This window comes from Veillonella sp. CAG:933 (assembly GCF_000431435.1).
Lineage (GTDB): Bacteria > Bacillota > Negativicutes > Veillonellales > Veillonellaceae > Veillonella_A.
On the sequence record NZ_HF986190.1, the window covers coordinates 14,040 to 31,676 of the forward strand.

General features: G+C 45.4%; 19 protein-coding genes and 1 riboswitch. Of the genes, 17 read left to right on the forward strand and 2 right to left on the reverse strand.

Going from position 1 to position 17,637, the window contains the following annotated elements; all coding sequences use genetic code 11:
• The 10 genes from cbiD to QZL64_RS05415 form a co-directional block, all read left to right on the forward strand.
• Positions 1-1,035 (forward strand): cobalt-precorrin-5B (C(1))-methyltransferase CbiD (cbiD, locus tag QZL64_RS05370; RefSeq protein WP_296309347.1); only part of this gene is annotated, 1,035 nt, incomplete at its 5' end.
• The gene (gene cbiE / locus QZL64_RS05375; protein ID WP_021840975.1) at positions 1,011-1,637 is read left to right on the forward strand and encodes a precorrin-6y C5,15-methyltransferase (decarboxylating) subunit CbiE; all 627 of its coding nucleotides are present in this window, start codon (positions 1,011-1,013) and stop codon (positions 1,635-1,637) included. The genes cbiD and cbiE, both read left to right, overlap by 25 nt.
• Before the next feature lie 64 nt (positions 1,638-1,701).
• Positions 1,702-2,286: a precorrin-6Y C5,15-methyltransferase (decarboxylating) subunit CbiT gene (gene cbiT / locus QZL64_RS05380; RefSeq protein ID WP_021840976.1), complete on the forward strand. Its 585-nt coding sequence runs from the start codon at positions 1,702-1,704 to the stop codon at positions 2,284-2,286.
• A 170-nt stretch (positions 2,287-2,456) separates the two neighbouring features.
• Entirely contained in the window at positions 2,457-3,236 is a 780-nt protein-coding gene (gene cobM / locus QZL64_RS05385) for a precorrin-4 C(11)-methyltransferase (RefSeq protein WP_156705951.1), read from the forward strand.
• 8 nt (positions 3,237-3,244) lie between these two features.
• Positions 3,245-4,348: a cobalt-precorrin 5A hydrolase gene (locus QZL64_RS05390; protein ID WP_021840978.1), complete on the forward strand. Its 1,104-nt coding sequence runs from the start codon at positions 3,245-3,247 to the stop codon at positions 4,346-4,348.
• A 29-nt stretch (positions 4,349-4,377) separates the two neighbouring features.
• The gene (cobJ, locus tag QZL64_RS05395) at positions 4,378-5,067 is read left to right on the forward strand and encodes a precorrin-3B C(17)-methyltransferase (protein ID WP_021840979.1); all 690 of its coding nucleotides are present in this window, start codon (positions 4,378-4,380) and stop codon (positions 5,065-5,067) included.
• Complete coding sequence (gene cobK / locus QZL64_RS05400; protein ID WP_021840980.1) at positions 5,064-5,855, forward strand: precorrin-6A reductase; 792 nt, start codon at positions 5,064-5,066, stop codon at positions 5,853-5,855. The genes cobJ and cobK overlap by 4 nt, the downstream gene beginning before the upstream one ends.
• Positions 5,842-6,516 (forward strand): precorrin-8X methylmutase, encoded by a 675-nt coding sequence (locus tag QZL64_RS05405; protein WP_021840981.1) that lies wholly within the window; start codon positions 5,842-5,844, stop codon positions 6,514-6,516. The genes cobK and QZL64_RS05405 overlap by 14 nt, the downstream gene beginning before the upstream one ends.
• On the forward strand, positions 6,509-7,555 hold the full coding sequence (locus tag QZL64_RS05410; protein ID WP_021840982.1) for a FecCD family ABC transporter permease: 1,047 nt from the start codon (positions 6,509-6,511) through the stop codon (positions 7,553-7,555). Before QZL64_RS05405 ends, QZL64_RS05410 begins: the two co-directional genes overlap by 8 nt.
• Positions 7,555-8,388: an ABC transporter ATP-binding protein gene (locus QZL64_RS05415; protein WP_156705957.1), complete on the forward strand. Its 834-nt coding sequence runs from the start codon at positions 7,555-7,557 to the stop codon at positions 8,386-8,388. The genes QZL64_RS05410 and QZL64_RS05415 overlap by 1 nt, the downstream gene beginning before the upstream one ends.
• A 155-nt stretch (positions 8,389-8,543) precedes the next feature.
• On the opposite strand, the gene QZL64_RS05420 is transcribed toward QZL64_RS05415, so the two are convergent.
• Positions 8,544-9,494: an ABC transporter substrate-binding protein gene (locus QZL64_RS05420; RefSeq protein ID WP_021840984.1), complete on the reverse strand. Its 951-nt coding sequence runs from the start codon at positions 9,492-9,494 to the stop codon at positions 8,544-8,546.
• A 370-nt stretch (positions 9,495-9,864) separates the two neighbouring features.
• Positions 9,865-10,884 (reverse strand): sirohydrochlorin cobaltochelatase, encoded by a 1,020-nt coding sequence (locus QZL64_RS05425; protein ID WP_021840985.1) that lies wholly within the window; start codon positions 10,882-10,884, stop codon positions 9,865-9,867.
• 242 nt (positions 10,885-11,126) lie between these two features.
• A riboswitch (cobalamin riboswitch) is annotated at positions 11,127-11,295 on the reverse strand.
• A gap of 270 nt (positions 11,296-11,565) precedes the next feature.
• Between QZL64_RS05425 and QZL64_RS05430 the strand changes: the two genes are divergently transcribed.
• From QZL64_RS05430 to QZL64_RS05460, 7 genes are all read left to right on the forward strand, one after another.
• Positions 11,566-11,883: a hypothetical protein gene (locus tag QZL64_RS05430; protein WP_021840987.1), complete on the forward strand. Its 318-nt coding sequence runs from the start codon at positions 11,566-11,568 to the stop codon at positions 11,881-11,883.
• Positions 11,884-12,392: 509 nt separating this feature from the next.
• Positions 12,393-13,259, forward strand: a complete 867-nt coding sequence (locus tag QZL64_RS05435) for a sirohydrochlorin cobaltochelatase (protein WP_296309355.1) — start codon at positions 12,393-12,395, stop codon at positions 13,257-13,259.
• 62 nt (positions 13,260-13,321) lie between these two features.
• Complete coding sequence (locus tag QZL64_RS05440) at positions 13,322-14,176, forward strand: sirohydrochlorin cobaltochelatase (RefSeq protein WP_021840989.1); 855 nt, start codon at positions 13,322-13,324, stop codon at positions 14,174-14,176.
• Between the two features lie 110 nt (positions 14,177-14,286).
• A complete protein-coding gene (gene cobI / locus QZL64_RS05445) occupies positions 14,287-14,994 on the forward strand; it encodes a precorrin-2 C(20)-methyltransferase (RefSeq protein ID WP_021840990.1) in 708 nt (235 codons plus the stop codon).
• A gap of 4 nt (positions 14,995-14,998) precedes the next feature.
• Entirely contained in the window at positions 14,999-16,390 is a 1,392-nt protein-coding gene (locus QZL64_RS05450) for a cobyrinate a,c-diamide synthase (protein WP_021840991.1), read from the forward strand.
• Position 16,391: 1 nt separating this feature from the next.
• On the forward strand, positions 16,392-17,051 hold the full coding sequence (cobO, locus tag QZL64_RS05455) for a cob(I)yrinic acid a,c-diamide adenosyltransferase (RefSeq protein WP_021840992.1): 660 nt from the start codon (positions 16,392-16,394) through the stop codon (positions 17,049-17,051).
• A gap of 165 nt (positions 17,052-17,216) precedes the next feature.
• Positions 17,217-17,609 carry a class II SORL domain-containing protein gene (locus QZL64_RS05460; RefSeq protein ID WP_296309350.1) on the forward strand — a complete coding sequence of 131 codons (393 nt, stop codon included), beginning with the start codon at positions 17,217-17,219 and terminating at the stop codon, positions 17,607-17,609.
• Positions 17,610-17,637: the final 28 nt, after the last annotated feature.

The window sequence follows — 17,637 nt, forward strand, 5'->3', positions numbered from 1 at the left end:
TCGGAAGAGTATCCCTCCCGTGTGACGGTGATTAATCCGCAGGATACACCCATTGATGTGCCCATTAAGTCGGTAGAGGTCATATCTGATACGGAAGCTCGGGGCACGGTTGTTAAAGACGGCGGCGACGATCCGGATGTAACGCACGGCACCGATGTGGTGACGACGGTGCAATTGACGACTGACGGCGAGCTTCAGTTCCGCGCCGGTTTTGGTGTCGGTACGGTGACGAAACCGGGCCTTGCTATGCCACCGGGGGAACCGGCTATCAATCCGGGACCGCGTACCATGATGACCACCGTGTTCAAAGAGTTTTGCACGGCCGGTCAGGGCGTTATCGTGACGGTATCGGTGCCAAACGGCGAAGTGTTGGCGAAGAAGACCCTAAACAGTACCCTCGGCATTGAAGGGGGCATTTCCATTATCGGCACCACCGGTATTGTGAAGCCCATGAGTGAAGAAGGGTTTAAAAACTCCTTGGTGCCGCAGCTCACGGTTATGAAGGCGGCCGGCTATGAAACGGCGGTGTTGGTGCCGGGGCGCATCGGTCAGGAATTGGCCAAGAATGTGCTCGGTATCGCTATCAATCAGATGGCGGAAACGTCTAACTTTATCGGCTTTATGCTGGAACAATGTGTAAAAGTCGGTTTTAAAAAGATTGTTATTATCGGTCATATCGGTAAGATTATAAAACTCGCGTCCGGCAGTTTTCACACCCATAATCGCATGAGTGACGGTCGTATGGAAACGCTCGTTGCCTATGCGGCGCTTGACGGTGCGTCGACGGCCGTGGCCAATGAAATTATGGAGTGTCGCACCACGGAAGCGGCTATGCCGATTTTAGCGCGCGAGCATTTGACGAGCGTCTATCAGCGCGTAGCGGACAGAGCGTCTATGCGTTCGGAGCGCTATATTGCGAATGAAGCGGAAGTGGGCATTATTATTGCCACGTTGGACGGCGAAATTTTGGCGGTTGATGAAACGGCGAAACGTATCGGAGGTGAAGAGCATTGGCAAATACCCTCTACGTTGTAGGTATCGGGCCCGGTAATCCGGATTATGTGGTACCGCGCGGCCTCAAATTGATTGCGGACGCTAAGGTACTCGTAGGCAGCGAACGCTCTTTACTGGATTTTGCCCATGAAGGGCAGCTCACGCATTCGGTTACGGGTAAGCTTACGGAGCTGGCTCTTTGGATTGAAGAACAGCTCAAGCGCCATGATGTGGTTGTCATGGTAAGCGGTGACACGGGTTATTACAGCTTGTTGCCGTATTTGAAAAAGAAATTCCCCGATACGCCTATTGATGTGGTGCCGGGCATCAGTTCCATGACTTTTGCCTTTGCGCGCATTGGCGAAGTATGGCAGGATGCTGATTTACTGAGTTTTCACGGCCGTGTGCCGAAGGAAGAGGCGCTTCGCTATGAAGAAGGTCGTAAGCTTGGCTTTTTGACGGATAAAGAACATAATCCGGCGGCCATTGCGCAGATTCTAATGGATCACGGCTGGCCGGCTGATACGAAGTCGGTGGCCTTAGAACGTCTCAGTTATGAAGATGAACGGATTGAACCGGGCACGTTGGCAGAAATTGCCAAATTACCGGGATTTGAACATTCCGTGTTTATTATTTTAGGTTAACCTCGATAGTTAGCTCACAGCATGAACATCGTAAGTGTTAAATTAAAAAACTAAGGAGGTATTCATGCGACATTTTTTCGGCATTGAAGACGAAGAATTTATTCGCGGTGATGTGCCTATGACAAAACGTGAAATTCGGATGGCTGTACTGAATGAAGCGCGCGTACAAGAGGATAGCTATGTGCTTGACGTAGGCGCCGGTACGGGCTCAATTTCCATCGAAGCGGCTTTGGGGGCACCTAAAGGCCATGTATATGCTATTGAACGTTTTGAAAAAGGCATTGAGCTCATTAAAGCGAATGCGGAAAAATTCGGCGTCAATAATTTAACCGTTATAGAAGCTAAAGCGCCGGAAGGGATGGCGGATTTACCGGCCCTTGATGCCATCGTTATCGGTGGCAGTGCGGGTGGTATGGACGCTATTCTCGATGAATCGGAGCGCTTATTAAAACCGGGCGGTCGCCTTGTCGTAACGGCGGTGACGATGGAAACGGGTTATACCATTTTGAAAGCTTTAAAAGGTCGTCCTTTCACCTATGAAGGCTATCAGATGCAGATTAATCGCTTCCGTAAAGCGGGGCCGTATCATTTACTAAACCCGTTAAGTCCTATTTTTATCGTAACGGCGATTAAACAGGCTGACGTTTAAGATTCGAATTATCGAGCCAAAACTATAAAGACTTTGAGCTAAGCCCAAAGTTATATAGATGCTGGATTTAAGATACGAATTATATTATATATTACAATTAAGTTGGCCAGCAGGCCGAGGAGGTAAAACGGAACATGAGTGAAGATAAAACAATGTCAGGCGAGAATGTTATGACGGCGAATCAAGAAGTACCGGTAGTTCATATTGTAGGCGCAGGTCCCGGGGATCCTGAGCTCATTACGCGCAAAGGCTATCGTTTAGTCAGTGAAGCGGATATCGTGATTTATGCCGGCTCTTTGGTAAATCCGGAGATTTTAAAAGCTTGTAAAAAAGATTGTGAAATTCATAACAGCGCGACTATGAATCTGGATGAAGTAATCGAGGTTATTAAACGCGGTGCCGCTGAAGGTAAAGCTATCGTTCGTTTACACACCGGCGACCCTGCTATTTACGGCGCTATTCAGGAACAGATGGATCGTTTGCAAGAATTGGGCATCACTTATGCGGTAGTACCCGGCGTAAGCTCCTTCCTCGCAACGGCAGCTGCTTTGAAGCAGGAATACACGTTGCCGAATGTGTCTCAAACGGTAATTATTACGCGTATGGAAGGCCGTACGCCGATGCCGCCGAAGGAAAAGTTGGCCATGCTCGCTGCTCATGAAGCAACCATGTGTATTTTCCTTAGCGTGCAAATGATGGATAAAGTGGTCGAAGAACTCATCAAAGGCGGCTATAGCCCTAAGACACCGGTTGCGATTGTGGTGAAAGCATCCTGGCCGGATCAACGCATTATTCGCGGTACTTTGGAAACGATTGCGGATATCGTAAGTCAGGAAGGCGTATTGCGCCAGGCCATGATCGTGGTCAGCAAGGTTCTTGACAGTGATTATGAATTGTCAAAATTGTATGACAAAGGCTTCAGTCACATGTACCGCAGTGCGAAGGACTGAGTAGGCTTATGGAATCAATAGCGATTATTTCCGTTACGGTTCATGGCGCCGGATTGGGGCAGAAGTTGCGGCATCATTTTGAAGCAGATTCGAATTATGAGGTGCACTGTTTTGAAAAAGAAGGTCGTGCCAGTGGTGATACTGCCGAATTTTTCAGTTCCATGAAGCCCCATATGGAAACGTGGTTTAAATCGTATGATAAACTGCTTTTTATCATGGCTACGGGCATTGTGGTGCGCATGATTGCCCCATACATTAAGCACAAGTCGGAAGATCCGGCTGTAGTGGTCATGGATGAGCAGGGACATTTTGCCATCAGTTTATTGTCCGGTCATCTCGGCGGTGCCAATGAGTGGACGGCGGATATTGCTCAGTTTGTGGGCGCCACGCCGGTTATCACGACGGCTACGGACGTGAACGGTATTCCCGCACCGGATGTACTGGCCCGCAAACTAGGCTTTAAGGTAGAAGATTTCAGCACGTTGCGAGAAGTTAATTCGGCTCTCGTAGCGGGTGAAAGGGTACCGTATTATATTGACGATACCTTGTTCTTTTTACATGAGTATGAAGCGGTAGCCAAAGCGCAGGGGATTGAACTCATTCGTTTTAATCCGCATACCGTAACGGGCAAGGCTACTTGCGAAACGGGCGGCGAAAATGCAGCGCGCGTAGTCATTACCGATTTATTATTGCCCTTTGGACCGCGCACCTTGGTGCTTAGACCGCCGACAATGACGGTGGGTATCGGCTGTCGCCGTGACACGCCGAAAGAATTGATCTTACATGCCGTTAACGATTCATTGGCCAATGTGAATCGTTCGCCCAAGAGTGTGGCATCTGCCGCATCGGTGATTGTCAAAGCCGATGAAGTGGGATTATTGGCAGCAGTACGAGAGTTACAATGGCCCATTCACTTTTTTACGCAAGAAGAAATGGCGCCTTTCATAGAAGCAAGTCATATTGAAGAATCTAATTTTGTTAAAGAAACGATAGGAGTAGGCAACGTATGCGAAACAACAGCACTATTACAGGCCAAGAGCCAAACATTACTACAAAAGAAAACGGTGTATCCACGAACAACGGTAGCCATCGCCCAGGTACAATCAAAGTAATCGGTATCGGACCGGGCAACGAAGAATTCATGACACCGCAAGCTCGTGAAGCGATTTTGGCGGCTGACCGCGTGGTAGGTTATTTGACATATCTCGACCTCATCGCCGATTTAATTGCGGACAAAGAAAAAGTGGGCACTGCTATGATGCAGGAAGTTGACCGTTGTCAGCAGGCGGTGGATTTAGCCATTGAAGGTCACGAAGTAGTGGTTATTTCCAGTGGTGACTCCGGCATCTACGGTATGGCCGGTCTCGTTATGGAACTGGCCAACAAAGTACCGGCTGAAAACCGTCCGCAAGTGGATATTGTGCCGGGGCTCAGTGCTGTTAATGTGGCAGCGGCCGTATTGGGTGCTCCACTTATGCACGACTTTGCCGTTATTTCTTTGAGCGATCTTATGACACCTTGGGATTTAATTAAAAAACGTGCCGATTTGAGCGCTGAAGGGGATATGGTTATTGCCCTTTACAATCCACGCAGTAAAAAACGCGTTAAACATTTGGACGAAGTGCGTGAATTGGTGCTTAAACATCGCGACCCTAAAACTCCTGTCGGCATTGTTCAAAAAGCGGGTCGTCCGGGTCAGCATATGGTGATTTCCGATTTGGAAAACTTTACTAAAGAAGAAATCGATATGCAGACGTTGGTTATTATCGGCAACAGCCAGACTTATGTTGAAAACGGCCGCATGATTACCCCTCGAGGCTACAAATTATGATTTGGGTCATTGCGGGCACATTAGATGGTCGCAATTTGGCGGTTACCGTTCGTGAAACTACCAAAGAACCCGTATTCGTATCGGTGGTCAGCCAATATGGGGCGCAACTGGCGGCTCATGAAGGGATCGAAGTGCATACGGGGCGCCTCGACAAAGAGGCGATGAAAGAAATTATTGCCGATAAAAAGATTCGTCTTTTAATCGATGCCAGCCATCCGTACGCAGCCGTAGTTACCGCTACGGCGCGGGATGCGGCGGCAGAGATGAATATACCGTTCCTTCGTTTTGAACGCAAGGAAGTGCCGCTGCCGGATTATGATAAACTTCATCATGTAAGTAATGAAGTTGAGGCGGCCGCGTTGGCCGGTAAATTGGCAAGCAGCTTGCATAAGCGTGTCTATTTGACAACGGGGAGCAAGACGATGGGGATTTTTGCCAAAGCGGAAGCCCTTCAGGATATTGACGTTTGGACCCGCGTATTGCCGACGGCGGAAGTGCTGGGAATCATGGAAGACCTGGGCGTGTCGCCAAAACGAATTATTGCCATGCAGGGACCGTTCAGTTATGATATGAACAAGGTTATGTTTGCCGATACGAAGGCAGACGTGGTGGTCATGAAAAACTCCGGCCTCGTAGGTGGTTCCGATACGAAGTTACAAGCTGCTATTGATCTAGGTTTACATATCATTGTTATTGATCGTCCGGAGCCTGCCAAAGGGGCTATGACCATTTCCACGGCTCAGGAGTTCTGTGATTTATGGGAGGACAAAACAAGTGGATTACATTAAAAACCCTAAAGCCATTGAAGATAAAAGTATGGAAATCATTTATCCATATGTTAAAGATTTAAACCTCACCGATGATGAAGTGCGCGTATATTCCCGTACTATTCATGCATCGGGTGACGTAGAATACGCGCAGCTCGTTCGTACCAGTCCTGATGCGGTTAAAAAAGGCATTGAAGCGTTGCAGAACGGTGCTCATGTGTATTGCGACGTAGAAATGGTTCGCACCGGCATCAATAAACCGGCGTTGGCTCTTCGCGGCAGTGAAGTGCATTGCCTCATTAAAGATGAAAAAGTGGCTGAATTGGCGAAAGAATTGGGCGTAACACGTTCTATCGCCGCTATGCGTACGTTCGGTAAACAATTGGACGGTCAAATCGTGGCCATCGGTAACGCTCCGACCGCTCTTTATGAAGTGTTGCGTCTCGCTTTGGAAGAAGGGGTTAAACCGGCGCTTATCATCGGTATTCCGGTTGGTTTCGTAGGCGCTGCCGAATCGAAAGATTATTTAATGGAAGTATCTCCGGTACCGTACATTACGGTTAAAGGCAATAAAGGTGGCAGTCCGATTGCCGCTTCCGTGGTAAACGCGCTTCTTTATACGGGCGTAAAACGTGACGGCATGTTGTTTGTCCAAGACAACGAGTCGAAGAAAAATGACTAATCAGAGTAATGATACCAAAAATGGGGCCGAAGTAGGCCAAGTTTTGCCGAATGAGCGGCATCGCAATGTGAAACGAAGTTTTCTGGTCCTTCTCTTTCTGGCCTTAGCCTTGGCGGCCATGGTTATTTCCCTTGTATTCGGTTCCGCCGATATTACGATGGCGAAAATTTGGCATACTTTATGGAGCTCCGAACTCAAGGATACGCAGGAGATGGTTATTTGGAATATCCGTTTTCCTCGTAATATTGTAGCCGCTTTGGTGGGCGCCAATTTGGCCGTAGCCGGCGCTATTTTGCAGGCTGTAATGAAAAATCCGCTGGCAGATCCGCAGATTGTGGGTGTTTCTTCGGGGGCCGGTTTGGCCGGGGTTATAATCCTCATTCTCTTTCCGAGCTGGGAGTATTTAGTGCCTTTAGTGGCCTTCGTTGGCGCTTTGGCGGCAGCTCTCATGGTGTATGCCTTAGCGTGGAAAAACGGGATTCGGCCGACTCGTATTATTTTGGCCGGGGTGGCCGTGGCGGCTTTCTTGGGTTCCGGGATTTCCGCGTTGCTCGTATTCTATGGTGATCGCGTGCAAGGTGCCTTACTCTGGATGGTAGGGGGCCTTTCGGCGCGCAGCTGGCCACAGGTATACCTCTTGGCACCATATACGGTCATCGGCTTGTTGACGGCTTTTTTAGGTTCCCAGCGCTTGACAATTTTAAGTCTTGGTGATGAAACGGCCAAAGGACTTGGTTTACCGGTGGAACAGACCCGTTTTACCATGACGGCGGTGGCTGCGTTCCTCGCTGCCAGTGCAGTTAGTGTGGCCGGTCTTATCGGCTTTGTAGGGCTCGTTATTCCGCATGTAGCCCGCATGCTGATTGGGTCCGATTATAAATTCTTATTGCCGGGCTCAGCTTTTTTAGGGGCTGCAGTACTCGTTATGAGTGATACGTTGGGGCGTGTGCTATTTAGCCCCGTAGAAGTGCCTGTAGGCATTATTATGGCCTTCTTCGGTGCGCCGTTCTTCTTATATTTGTTGCGGAGGGATGCATGATGACTATGAGTAATCAAGCACAAGCCTCGGCAACAACAGCGGTGCCGGCTATTACGGTGAAGGATATAGTGGTCTCTTTTGAGCAAAAAGATGTTTTAAAAGGTATCACTTGGGAGGTACCGACTGGTGCCATTACGACACTTATCGGACCGAATGGGTGCGGTAAAAGTACGCTCTTAAAGTGCATTACGGGCAGTGTAAAGCCTATTAGTGGCACGATTTATATTAACGGTCAAAAGGCGTCGTCCTATTCGCCGCGCACGTTGGCACAGCGGATGGCATTTTTGCCGCAGTCGCCGGAAGTACCGCGCGATATGGTGGTGGAAGAGCTTATCTATTGTGGGCGCTTTCCTCATCAAAATTGGTGGCGCAATACGGCCGGTGAAGACCGTCAAGCCGTTGAGAGTGCTATGACTGTAACGAAGACGACGCATTTGCGCAATCAGCCGGTATCGTCTTTGTCCGGCGGGGAACGGCAACGCGTGTGGATTGCCATGGCGTTGGCGCAGGAGCCGGATATTCTTCTCTTGGATGAACCGACGACTTATTTGGATATTAATCATCAGTTTGAAGTGATGGAACTATTGCGCCGTTTGAATCGTGAACAGGGGCTTACGGTTGTCATGGTACTTCATGAATTGAATCAGGCGGCTCGATATTCGGATCAGGTGGCCGTACTTCATGAAGGTCATTTGGCAGCTGTGGGCAGTCCTAAAGAGGTCATGACAGCGGAGCTTCTAAAAACAGTGTTCGCTGTTGATGCTCTCATTGAAGAGGGTCCCGATAACAGCCCGTACATTAAAATTGAAGGGCTTGTGCAGCAGGCAGAATGATCCATGCCCTATAATCCGATTAATCAAGTGAATAAAAAGAGGGATTAACGTATAACGATATAATATCGTCTGTTCGTTAATCCCTCTTTATATTTTCAGTGTTAAATTACATGCGATTTTGCACTGATGTTAATAACTTTTCTTAGGGGCTTAATTTAGAAGGTTACATCGATGCCATAGGCCATTTTAACAAGCTCAGCCATGGCTTCCGGTGTTTGTAAGCCCGGATTCAATAAGAACCAATTCGATGGTAAGTAGAATACTTTACCGTTTTTTACAGCCTTAAGATTTTGCCATGCCGGATTGCCGGTCATTTCTTTTTCCATAGTTTTGGTAATTTCATCTTTTTTACCCATGGTGGAAACAAAAATGATGTCCGGATCGTCGGAAGCGAGCGTTTCTAAGGAGTACGGAATGGTCTTGGCAGATTTATCAAAATCGCCATGTTGTAACACCACATTCTGCATGCCTAATTCTTGAACCATAGCGGCTGTTACGGCTAAGGTAGCTTCAGCGGTTACCGCTTTACCGGTAGCGCGCAACACGGCTACGCGGGCCGGTTGTACATTTTTAACGGCATTTTTGACTTTGTCAATTTTGCTGTTGTACTGGGCAATAACTTCTTTAGCTTTCTCTTCGTGATTGGTCAGTTGGCCTAAGAATTCAATGAGGGGCACATTGTCTTTAATACCGTCATAGGAAATTAAAATATACGGTAATTTATTACTCTGTAATTGGCCTTCAAATTTGCTGTGCTGATTGCTGAGGCCGATTACGAGGTCCGGTTTCAAACCGATAAGTTGCTCCATGTTGATGTTGGCGGTCTGCCCTAAAGAAGGTAATTCTTTGAGGTGAGCGGGCATGTCATCCTGCGTTTCTACGCGGCTGATGGATTTGGCATCAATGGCATCCATGAAATAGAGTAGGGAATTGGCAAGTACCGCAATTCGTTCCGGTTTGGCCGGCACCGTATAGGTTTGATCCTTATAGGTTAAAGTACGGGTGGCTGCGGATGATGTGGAATCGGTTTTACCGCAGCCGGCGAGGATAGCCATAATGACTGTCATCGCCATTACAATAATGGTTAAGCGTGAAAATTTTCTCATAATACACCTGCCTGACAGTAGATAAAAAGTACGTAAAAGTATTACCTGTGAGTAAGCAGGTAATTCATAGCGGTTCCAAAACAAGCTTTAGTAAAATCTGTTTCGCAAACTCATACTTGTACTATACCACAGGTGATGGTGGTTGCCTATGGTTATGTGTTGCGTATGGTTATATGGTGCCTATCGTTATATGGTGCGTATGGCACTTTTATAGATCCAAATATAGCAATTAAAAGAGGCTGTAAGTAAAATGTGATATGCTCTACATTTTATTACAGCCTCCTTATGTATAGAACGCTTTTGGTTGGTCAAAACGTCTTAGCTTGTAAGTGCGTTTTGGCAATAATATGAACCCTTACAGTGTTATATCTTATTTAGCGTCGTTTTGAAGAGCTTGCCAAGCTTCATCGGCATGAGCGGCAAAGAGGTCACGGATTTTCTGGTTTTCACCAAGACCATGGATGTAAGTGTCTACTTTGAAGCCGTCAGCCAACAAGATGGATTTATGGGAATCAGGTTCGTCACCGGACATATCGTTGTTGGCATGGTCGCCGGCTACCATCATGAATGGCATAAGGGTGACATGTTCGATGCCTTTTGCTTTCAATTGAGGAACGATGTCTTCAAGGCTTGGCCATCCTTCTACGGTGTAGATGTAAGTGTTGTGAAGACCGGCCGATTCCAAACGATCTTGGATTACGGAATAGTAAGCGTTGGAAGGATCCGGAGTGCCGTGAGCCATGATAAGTACAGCATCTTTAGGACCTACTTTAGGGAACTGAGTTGCTACAGCTTGTACAGTTTTAGCAATATCGTCAGTTTGACCTTCTTGGCCCATCCAGTACATGAGAGGTGTACCAAATGTCATTTTTTTGAAGTTATGTTTGTACTGATTGTAAACAGCTGTTTTATAGTTGTATTCGATACCAGGGATTACGTCGAGAGTTGCCAAAGCAACGCGAGTGTAACCTTCAGCTTTTAATTGATCGAGTGCTTCTTCAGGCGTAGGGTAGGTGATACCTTCTTTAGCTTTGATACGATCGATAATGATGTGGGAAGTGAAAGCTGTAACTACTTTTACGCCCGGATGTTGTTCTTTAATTTCGTTGATAGTCGCATCGATTGTTTTAGCACGAGTATCAGTGAATGTAGTACCAAAGCTCATTACTACGATAGCATCTTTGTTAGGTGCTTTAGCCAATACAGGATCGGTTGTGTTGTAAGTGCGAACACCGATTTCAGTTGCTTCCAATAATGCAGGGGTAGCAGTTGTTACTTCGTCACTTAATTGGTAAGCAGCGTTTACGTCTGTAGCAAGGAATCCGAAGCCTGTTAAAGCGGCCACTGCTAATGTTGTAGCTAACGTTTTTTTGAAAAAATGTTTACTCATTTCATTCACTCCTCGTGATAAAAAGAAGATAAAAATAAAAACTAAAAATAGAATAAAATAAAATACAAAAACCTCTGCCCACAGGGCAGAGGTAGTATTAATAATCACTAGTTATGCTAAGCACCTGACGTATATTAGTTCATATCAAACTTAATTAAGTCGTTTATGAATTAAAAAAATAATTCCCGGTCAGTGTATAGTACAGGTAGTGACATTGATTAACCTCGCCATCCTTCGTGGGTTATCGGCAATCCATCAAGGCAGGTCTTCTGGCTCAAGTTCAACGCAACAATCACCTTCCCAGAAACTTCCAGTGGTATTTTGATTGTGCTCCCTCTTACAGCGGCGGGACCGCGGCAGCTTCTACTGCTCTTCTCTATTAAGTCGGGCACCTTGAAGGTCGTATTCATTTGATAATCATCATAGCAGAATAAATGTCCACTGTCAATGCAATACCGGGTAGGGTATACTCACTGTGAATGGAAATTACCCGGGTCATATAACTCCTAGGAATAAGGGACTTATTTATGAGTAATAACTTTTGGTTATTTGTGATACACTTTTTTGATTACACATAGGCAAAGGAGTCAAAGTTTGGTACTATGAATAGAGAATGGTGTTCATCATAGGGCAATGTGCTTTATGATAAATAGCTATATATTAACAAAGGAGGTCCATCGTATGGATCAATTTACAAATGGTGCCGGTCCTAATGAACTATCGGAATCGGTATATGAAGTGGCATTTACGCCTGTATTGGAACGTGAAGAGTATCAAGGTGAACCTTTACATTCCAAATTATTAGCTCTTAAAAGCGCCATGGGCGAAGAGGATTTTAACGAATATATTAACAGCTTATTGCGCATTACCTATAATTGCAAACAATTGTGGTTAATTACTAAAAGCGAACGTAAACGTACGTTAATTGAAGGCAAATTTTTACCTATGATTGCTGAGATTTTTGAAGTAGCAGCACCGCGCGTGTTCTCGCAACCATAATTATTATCAATTATAGGCGTAACAATACATTGCTTTTTGATTGAATGAATGACTAAATTAAGAAACTTGATGTATAAAAATTCATGAATGAGGAATATTAATTATTAGATGTTATCTGTATCAATCGTAGACCGTGATTGGTATAGTATTATCTGAATTATTAATATAATACCTGTAAGCAAGTAGTATTCTTTGTAATAGTAATGGGATATAAATTCTCTTTAAATCGATGAAAATAGAAGTGAATCGGTAAAGATAAATATAGTTGATGAAAATATAATTAAATTTCCGATTTATCATTGATAATCATTGATAAGTTTGAAAATGAGAGAAATTCTCATTGACTAAAAATAAAATCTAACGTATCATTATACCAACGAAGAATAATCAACATGTATTTCGAATGTATTCGATAATGTGAAATATGACAGATTTTTGTCAGATTAAGAGGTTCGATTATGGTATAAGTTTAGAGGTATTTTTGATATCGGAGGATTTATAAAATGAGTATAAAGGGTATTATCTTAGCGACATTCGGTTCAATATACGGCGAAGCCGTAGAGAAATCCGTAGGCATAATGGAAGCAAAGATTAAAAAAGCATATCCCGATGCAGTAATTCGCCGTGTCTTTTTGGCGGATGCGCTGGTGGAGAAGTGGAATGAAAAATATGAAAAACCGGTACAATCTTTGGAAGCCGTGTTGGCTGAATTTAAGAATACCGGCGTCCGCGATGTATTTGTTTTACCATTTGCCTTGGTAGCCGATCAATGTTATCAAAAGATGCGTAAAGCTATTGCCGCATTTACCTATAATACTGAACGAAACGCCATGCGCATTCACGTAGGTAAGCCACTCTTAAGTTCTTTAGGTGTAAAAAACTATGCCGATGATTATGTGGCTACCATTGATGCCATTATGAAGCACGTGAATATTCGCGCCTTGAATAAATCCATTTTGCTTATGGCAAACGGCCAAAATCAATTGGAATTCAGTGCTTTGCAGTTAAAATGCTTATACGGTAACGGCCAAAATGTGGCGGTGTTTACATCGAATGGATTCCCTAATTTCAAACAGGCTTTAACTTTATTGGAACGCTTAGATCATAAAGAAGTTTTGGTAGTGCCGTTGGCGCTTATCGGCTCAGAACATTTGATGGACTTCTTAGGTGGCGATCGTTCCGATTCCGTAGCTACTTTGCTTACTGAAGAAGGCTATGGTGTTTCTATTTGGAATGAAGGCTTAGGTGAAAACCCGTTTATTCAAGAGTTATTCTTAAAACATTTAGCCCAGTCCATTCGCATGATTGAGCGTAAACAGCAGGCGCATCAGCAGGCTAAGACGGAAAGCGTAAACCGCTCGAGTATGGCTGTTTAATACGTTAAAATTACATACTAACGGTCCTCGTTTTGGGGACCGTTTTTTTTAAAGGAGGGTGTATGAAGCAAGCTGTTTTAGTAGTCGCTTTTGGCACTACGGTGCCAACGGCACGGATCAATCAAATCGATCCGGTTGTGGATTTTATCAAAAAAGAGTTTAAAGACTATGAAGTTCGTTTAGCTTTTACTTCACGCATTATTGTTAAACGTTTGCGTGAACGGGGCGAAGAAATCGATACGGAGCAGAGTGCCATTGAGGCCTTAATTGCTGAAGACTATGAATCCATTGCGGTGCAACCGCTTCATATGATTGGCGGCGAAGAATTTGATAAATTGAAAGCCAATATAATGGCTTATGAAGGACAAGGTTCTTTGAAACACATTGCTATGGGACGCCCTTTACTGTATTTTATCGGTCAGGAAGAACGACCTGATGACTATGAAGCACTCATTGAGAATTTTATAAAAAAACTTAATGTACCGGCAGAAGAAGGTCTGTTATTGGTCGGTCATGGTGGCATGAGCGTAGGTAACACGGCGTATGCCGCGTTACAGTTGAAATTGTGGCGTACCGGTCATACCAATGTTCGTGTGACGACCTTGGAATGCTTCCCCGAATTGGAGGATACGGTTATTCCGTGGGAATGGCTTGACGGGAAACGGCCGGGACGCATTCAGGTGCATCCCCTTCTTTTAGTGGCCGGTGATCATGCCTTAAACGATATCTTCGGCGATGAAGATGACAGTGTACAATCCATGTTGGAAGAAGCAGGCTTTGAAGTGGTACGTCATTTGAAGGGACTTGGTGAGTATCGCGGTGTTCAGGAAATATTCGCAGACCACTTAAAAGATGCCATGGCCGGGCGCTATGAAAAACGCAGTTCCCATCGGCCGAGTATTCCTAAGATTAAATAAAAAATACTTGCTCTTTGCGGCAAGTAACGCATACAATAAGAAAGTATTATCTAAGCAAGATTCAATTTCAAGATAGTTTTGTTATCAAGTGTTAAGAAAAGGAGTTTATCATGAAAGGTAAATTATTTGGTATCGGCGTAGGTCCCGGAGATCCGGAATTAATGACTGTCAAAGCAGCTCGTATTGTAGGCGAAGCGGATATTATTATTACGCCAAAAACCGAAAAGAAAGACGGTTCCGTAGCGCTCAACATTGCTAAACCGTATATCCAGGAACATACGGAAATCGTGCCGGTTGTGTTCCCAATGGTGCTTGATGACAATGCGCAGGCTGAAGGTTGGCAGGAAGCCAAAAAAATCATCCTCAGCTATTTGGAAGCCGGTAAGAATGTAGTATTCCTTACTTTGGGCGATCCAATGTTCTACAGTACGTATATGTATGTATATCGTTTGATTGAAAACACCGGTTTTGAAATCGAAACAATTCCGGGCGTAACCGCATTCTGTGCTATCGGTTCCCATTTAGGTTATCCGATTGTAGAAAAGGAAGAAGTGTTGGCTATTGTGCCGGCTACAGCACCTAAAGAGAAAATCGACAAAGTATTAGCAGTTGCCGATGATGCGGTAATCATGAAAGTATATCGCAATTTCCACGAAGTTCAGGAAGTTTTGAAAAAACACGATATGGCTGATGATGCTGTAATGATCAGTCGTGTTGGTCTTGATGGCGAAGAAGTATATCGCGGTCTCGATGAGTTACCGGCTGATTTGAAATTAAACTATTTATCCACTGTATTGGCTAAGCGTAAGGATCGCTAAGACTATGAAATCATATGCTATTCCGAGAGTTGTCATCGCCGGAACAAATTCCGGTGTAGGTAAAACGACCATTGTAGCCGGTTTATTGGCGGCGTATCACGAGCAGGGCAAGGCCGTGCAAGCTTTTAAAGTGGGCCCTGACTATATTGACCCCGGTTTTCATAAACTGGCCAGCGGTCGTGATTGTTACAATTTAGACACATGGTTGGTACCGCCCCATAAAATGAAGCCTTTCTTTGCCGGTATGGCAGGGGATGCGGATTTGGTGATTGTGGAAGGCGTTATGGGCCTCTATGACGGCGGCCGTGAAGGCGTGAGCTCCACCGCAGAAATCGCTAAATCGCTTGATGCACCGGTTATTTTGGTTATTGATTGTAAAGCTATGGGCGAAAGTGCGGCAGCGATTGCCAAGGGCTTTAAAGAGTATGACCCGGCCGTTAATTTGGCGGGCGTCTTGCTCAACCGCATCGGCTCCGACAATCATGAGCATATGATTCGTACAGCTATGGAACGCTTGGGGATTCCCGTTATCGGGGCCATTCGGCGCGATGAACGGATGCATTCGCCGGAACGTCATTTAGGTCTTACGCCGGTGACGGAAACGGATCCGCAATCGGCGTTGACGACGATTCGCGAAGCTGTAAAGGTTAGTGTCGACTTGGATGCATTGGCTAACTTAGCCACGGCGGCGCCAACCTTGATGGTGCCGGAATTGACCGCAAAAGAAGTGACGGGGCCAAAAGCTCGCATCGGGGTAGCCTATGATGAAGCGTTTTCTTTCTATTATCCGGCCAGCTTACAGGCTTTGGCGGCGGAAGGGGCGGATTTGGTTTACTTCAGCCCGCTTACCGATAAAACGTTACCTGATGTAGATGCCTTGCTTTTTGGTGGCGGTTTTCCGGAAATGTTCCTCGAAACACTTAGCGAAAATACAGGCCTCATGGCGGCTATACGGGATGCAGCCGCTGACGGTATGCCGATTTACGCGGAGTGCGGTGGTCTCATGTATCTTTGCGAGTCGGTTACCGATTTTGAAAATATTACCCGTCCTATGGTTGGCCTTGTGCCGGCTAAGACAGTCATGCAGGCTAAATTACAAAAAGTTGGCTATGTAACGGCTACGGCTTTAGGGGATACCTTATTGGCACCTAAAGATGAATCTTTGCGTGGTCATGAGTTCCATTTTTCTACGATGGAATTGTCACCGCAGATTACCGAAGCTGAATTCCCGTGGGCTTTTCATTTCGAAGGGGGCCGCAAATTGCAGTCTTATAAAGGCGGTTACAGCAAAGACAATGTATTGGCCAGCTATTTGCATTTAAACTTTGCCGGTAATGAAGCGGCGGCGGAACGTTTTGTGGCGGCTGCCAAGGCCTATCGTGCCAAGGAGGCTTAGGATGACTGATAAAGTGTTAAAATCCAATACGACGGCTGAAGCTATGTCGGTTGCCACTATGGCGGACGCAACTACCACGGGTGCAACTACAGCGGCTGCAACTGCGACGGCTAAGCCTAGTCGAGGCCTCATTCTGGTCAATACCGGTGACGGCAAGGGCAAAACAACGGCCTCTTTAGGGGTTGCTTTGCGTGCCGTTGGCAATGGTTATCGCGTGCTGATTTTACAGTTTATTAAGGGCGGTCAAGCCTATGGTGAACTGAAAGCAATAGAAGCGCTACAAAAGGCCGGTATGCCTATCGAAATTCGCCCTATGGGTAAAGGCTTTGTTTTTCACAATAAAGAAACTTCGGAGGCTGATTTACAAGCTCATCGGGCAGCGGCTGATAATGCCTGGCAGATGTTGACGGAAGAAGTGATGTCCGATAAATGGGACCTCATAATTTTTGATGAAATCAACTATGCCGTAAAATTTGGCTTATTGCCGGTTGAACAGGTTGTGGACTTATTGAAAACCAAACCGGAGCGCCTTCATGTGGTTCTTACCGGGCGCGATGCGAAGCCGGAGATCGTTGCCATGGCCGATACCGTTACGGAAATGCGCGTAGTTAAGCATGCTTATCAACAGGGCATCAAAGCAGCCAGGGGCATTGAGTTTTAGTAAAATTCATGTCAAAGGCATGTTTATAAATCGAAAAAATTAGTATTTTGTGCTTGAAAAAATCGAGGTAAATGGATATAATTAACTTATAGAGAGTTATTATTAATTTTTACTATAAGAAAGTTCTTATAGGATATAATTTTTATGACCAAGGGGGTTATATCAATGGCAGTAACAAACTATGTAAAATCCGCAGATTTCAAGAATGAAAAACACGTTCCTGTAATTACCGCACCTGATACAGTTAAAGCAGGTGAAAAAGTTCACATTGAATTGGAAGTAGGCAAAGACATTGCGCATCCAAACACAACTGAACATCATATTTCTTGGATCAAATTATACTATGTTGAAAAAGGCACTACGCTTCCTTACGAAGTAGCTCGCCTCGAATTCAACGTACATGGTGAAGCCGCTGCCGGTGCCAACGAAGGCCCTGTATATGCAGAAGCAGCCGGTGTTGTTGTAGCATCCTTCAAAAAATCCGGTAAATTGATTGCTACTTCTTACTGCAATATCCACGGCTTATGGGAATCTGAAAAAGATATCGTTGTTCAATAATAACTTTTTCCGATTTACTTCGTTGTCA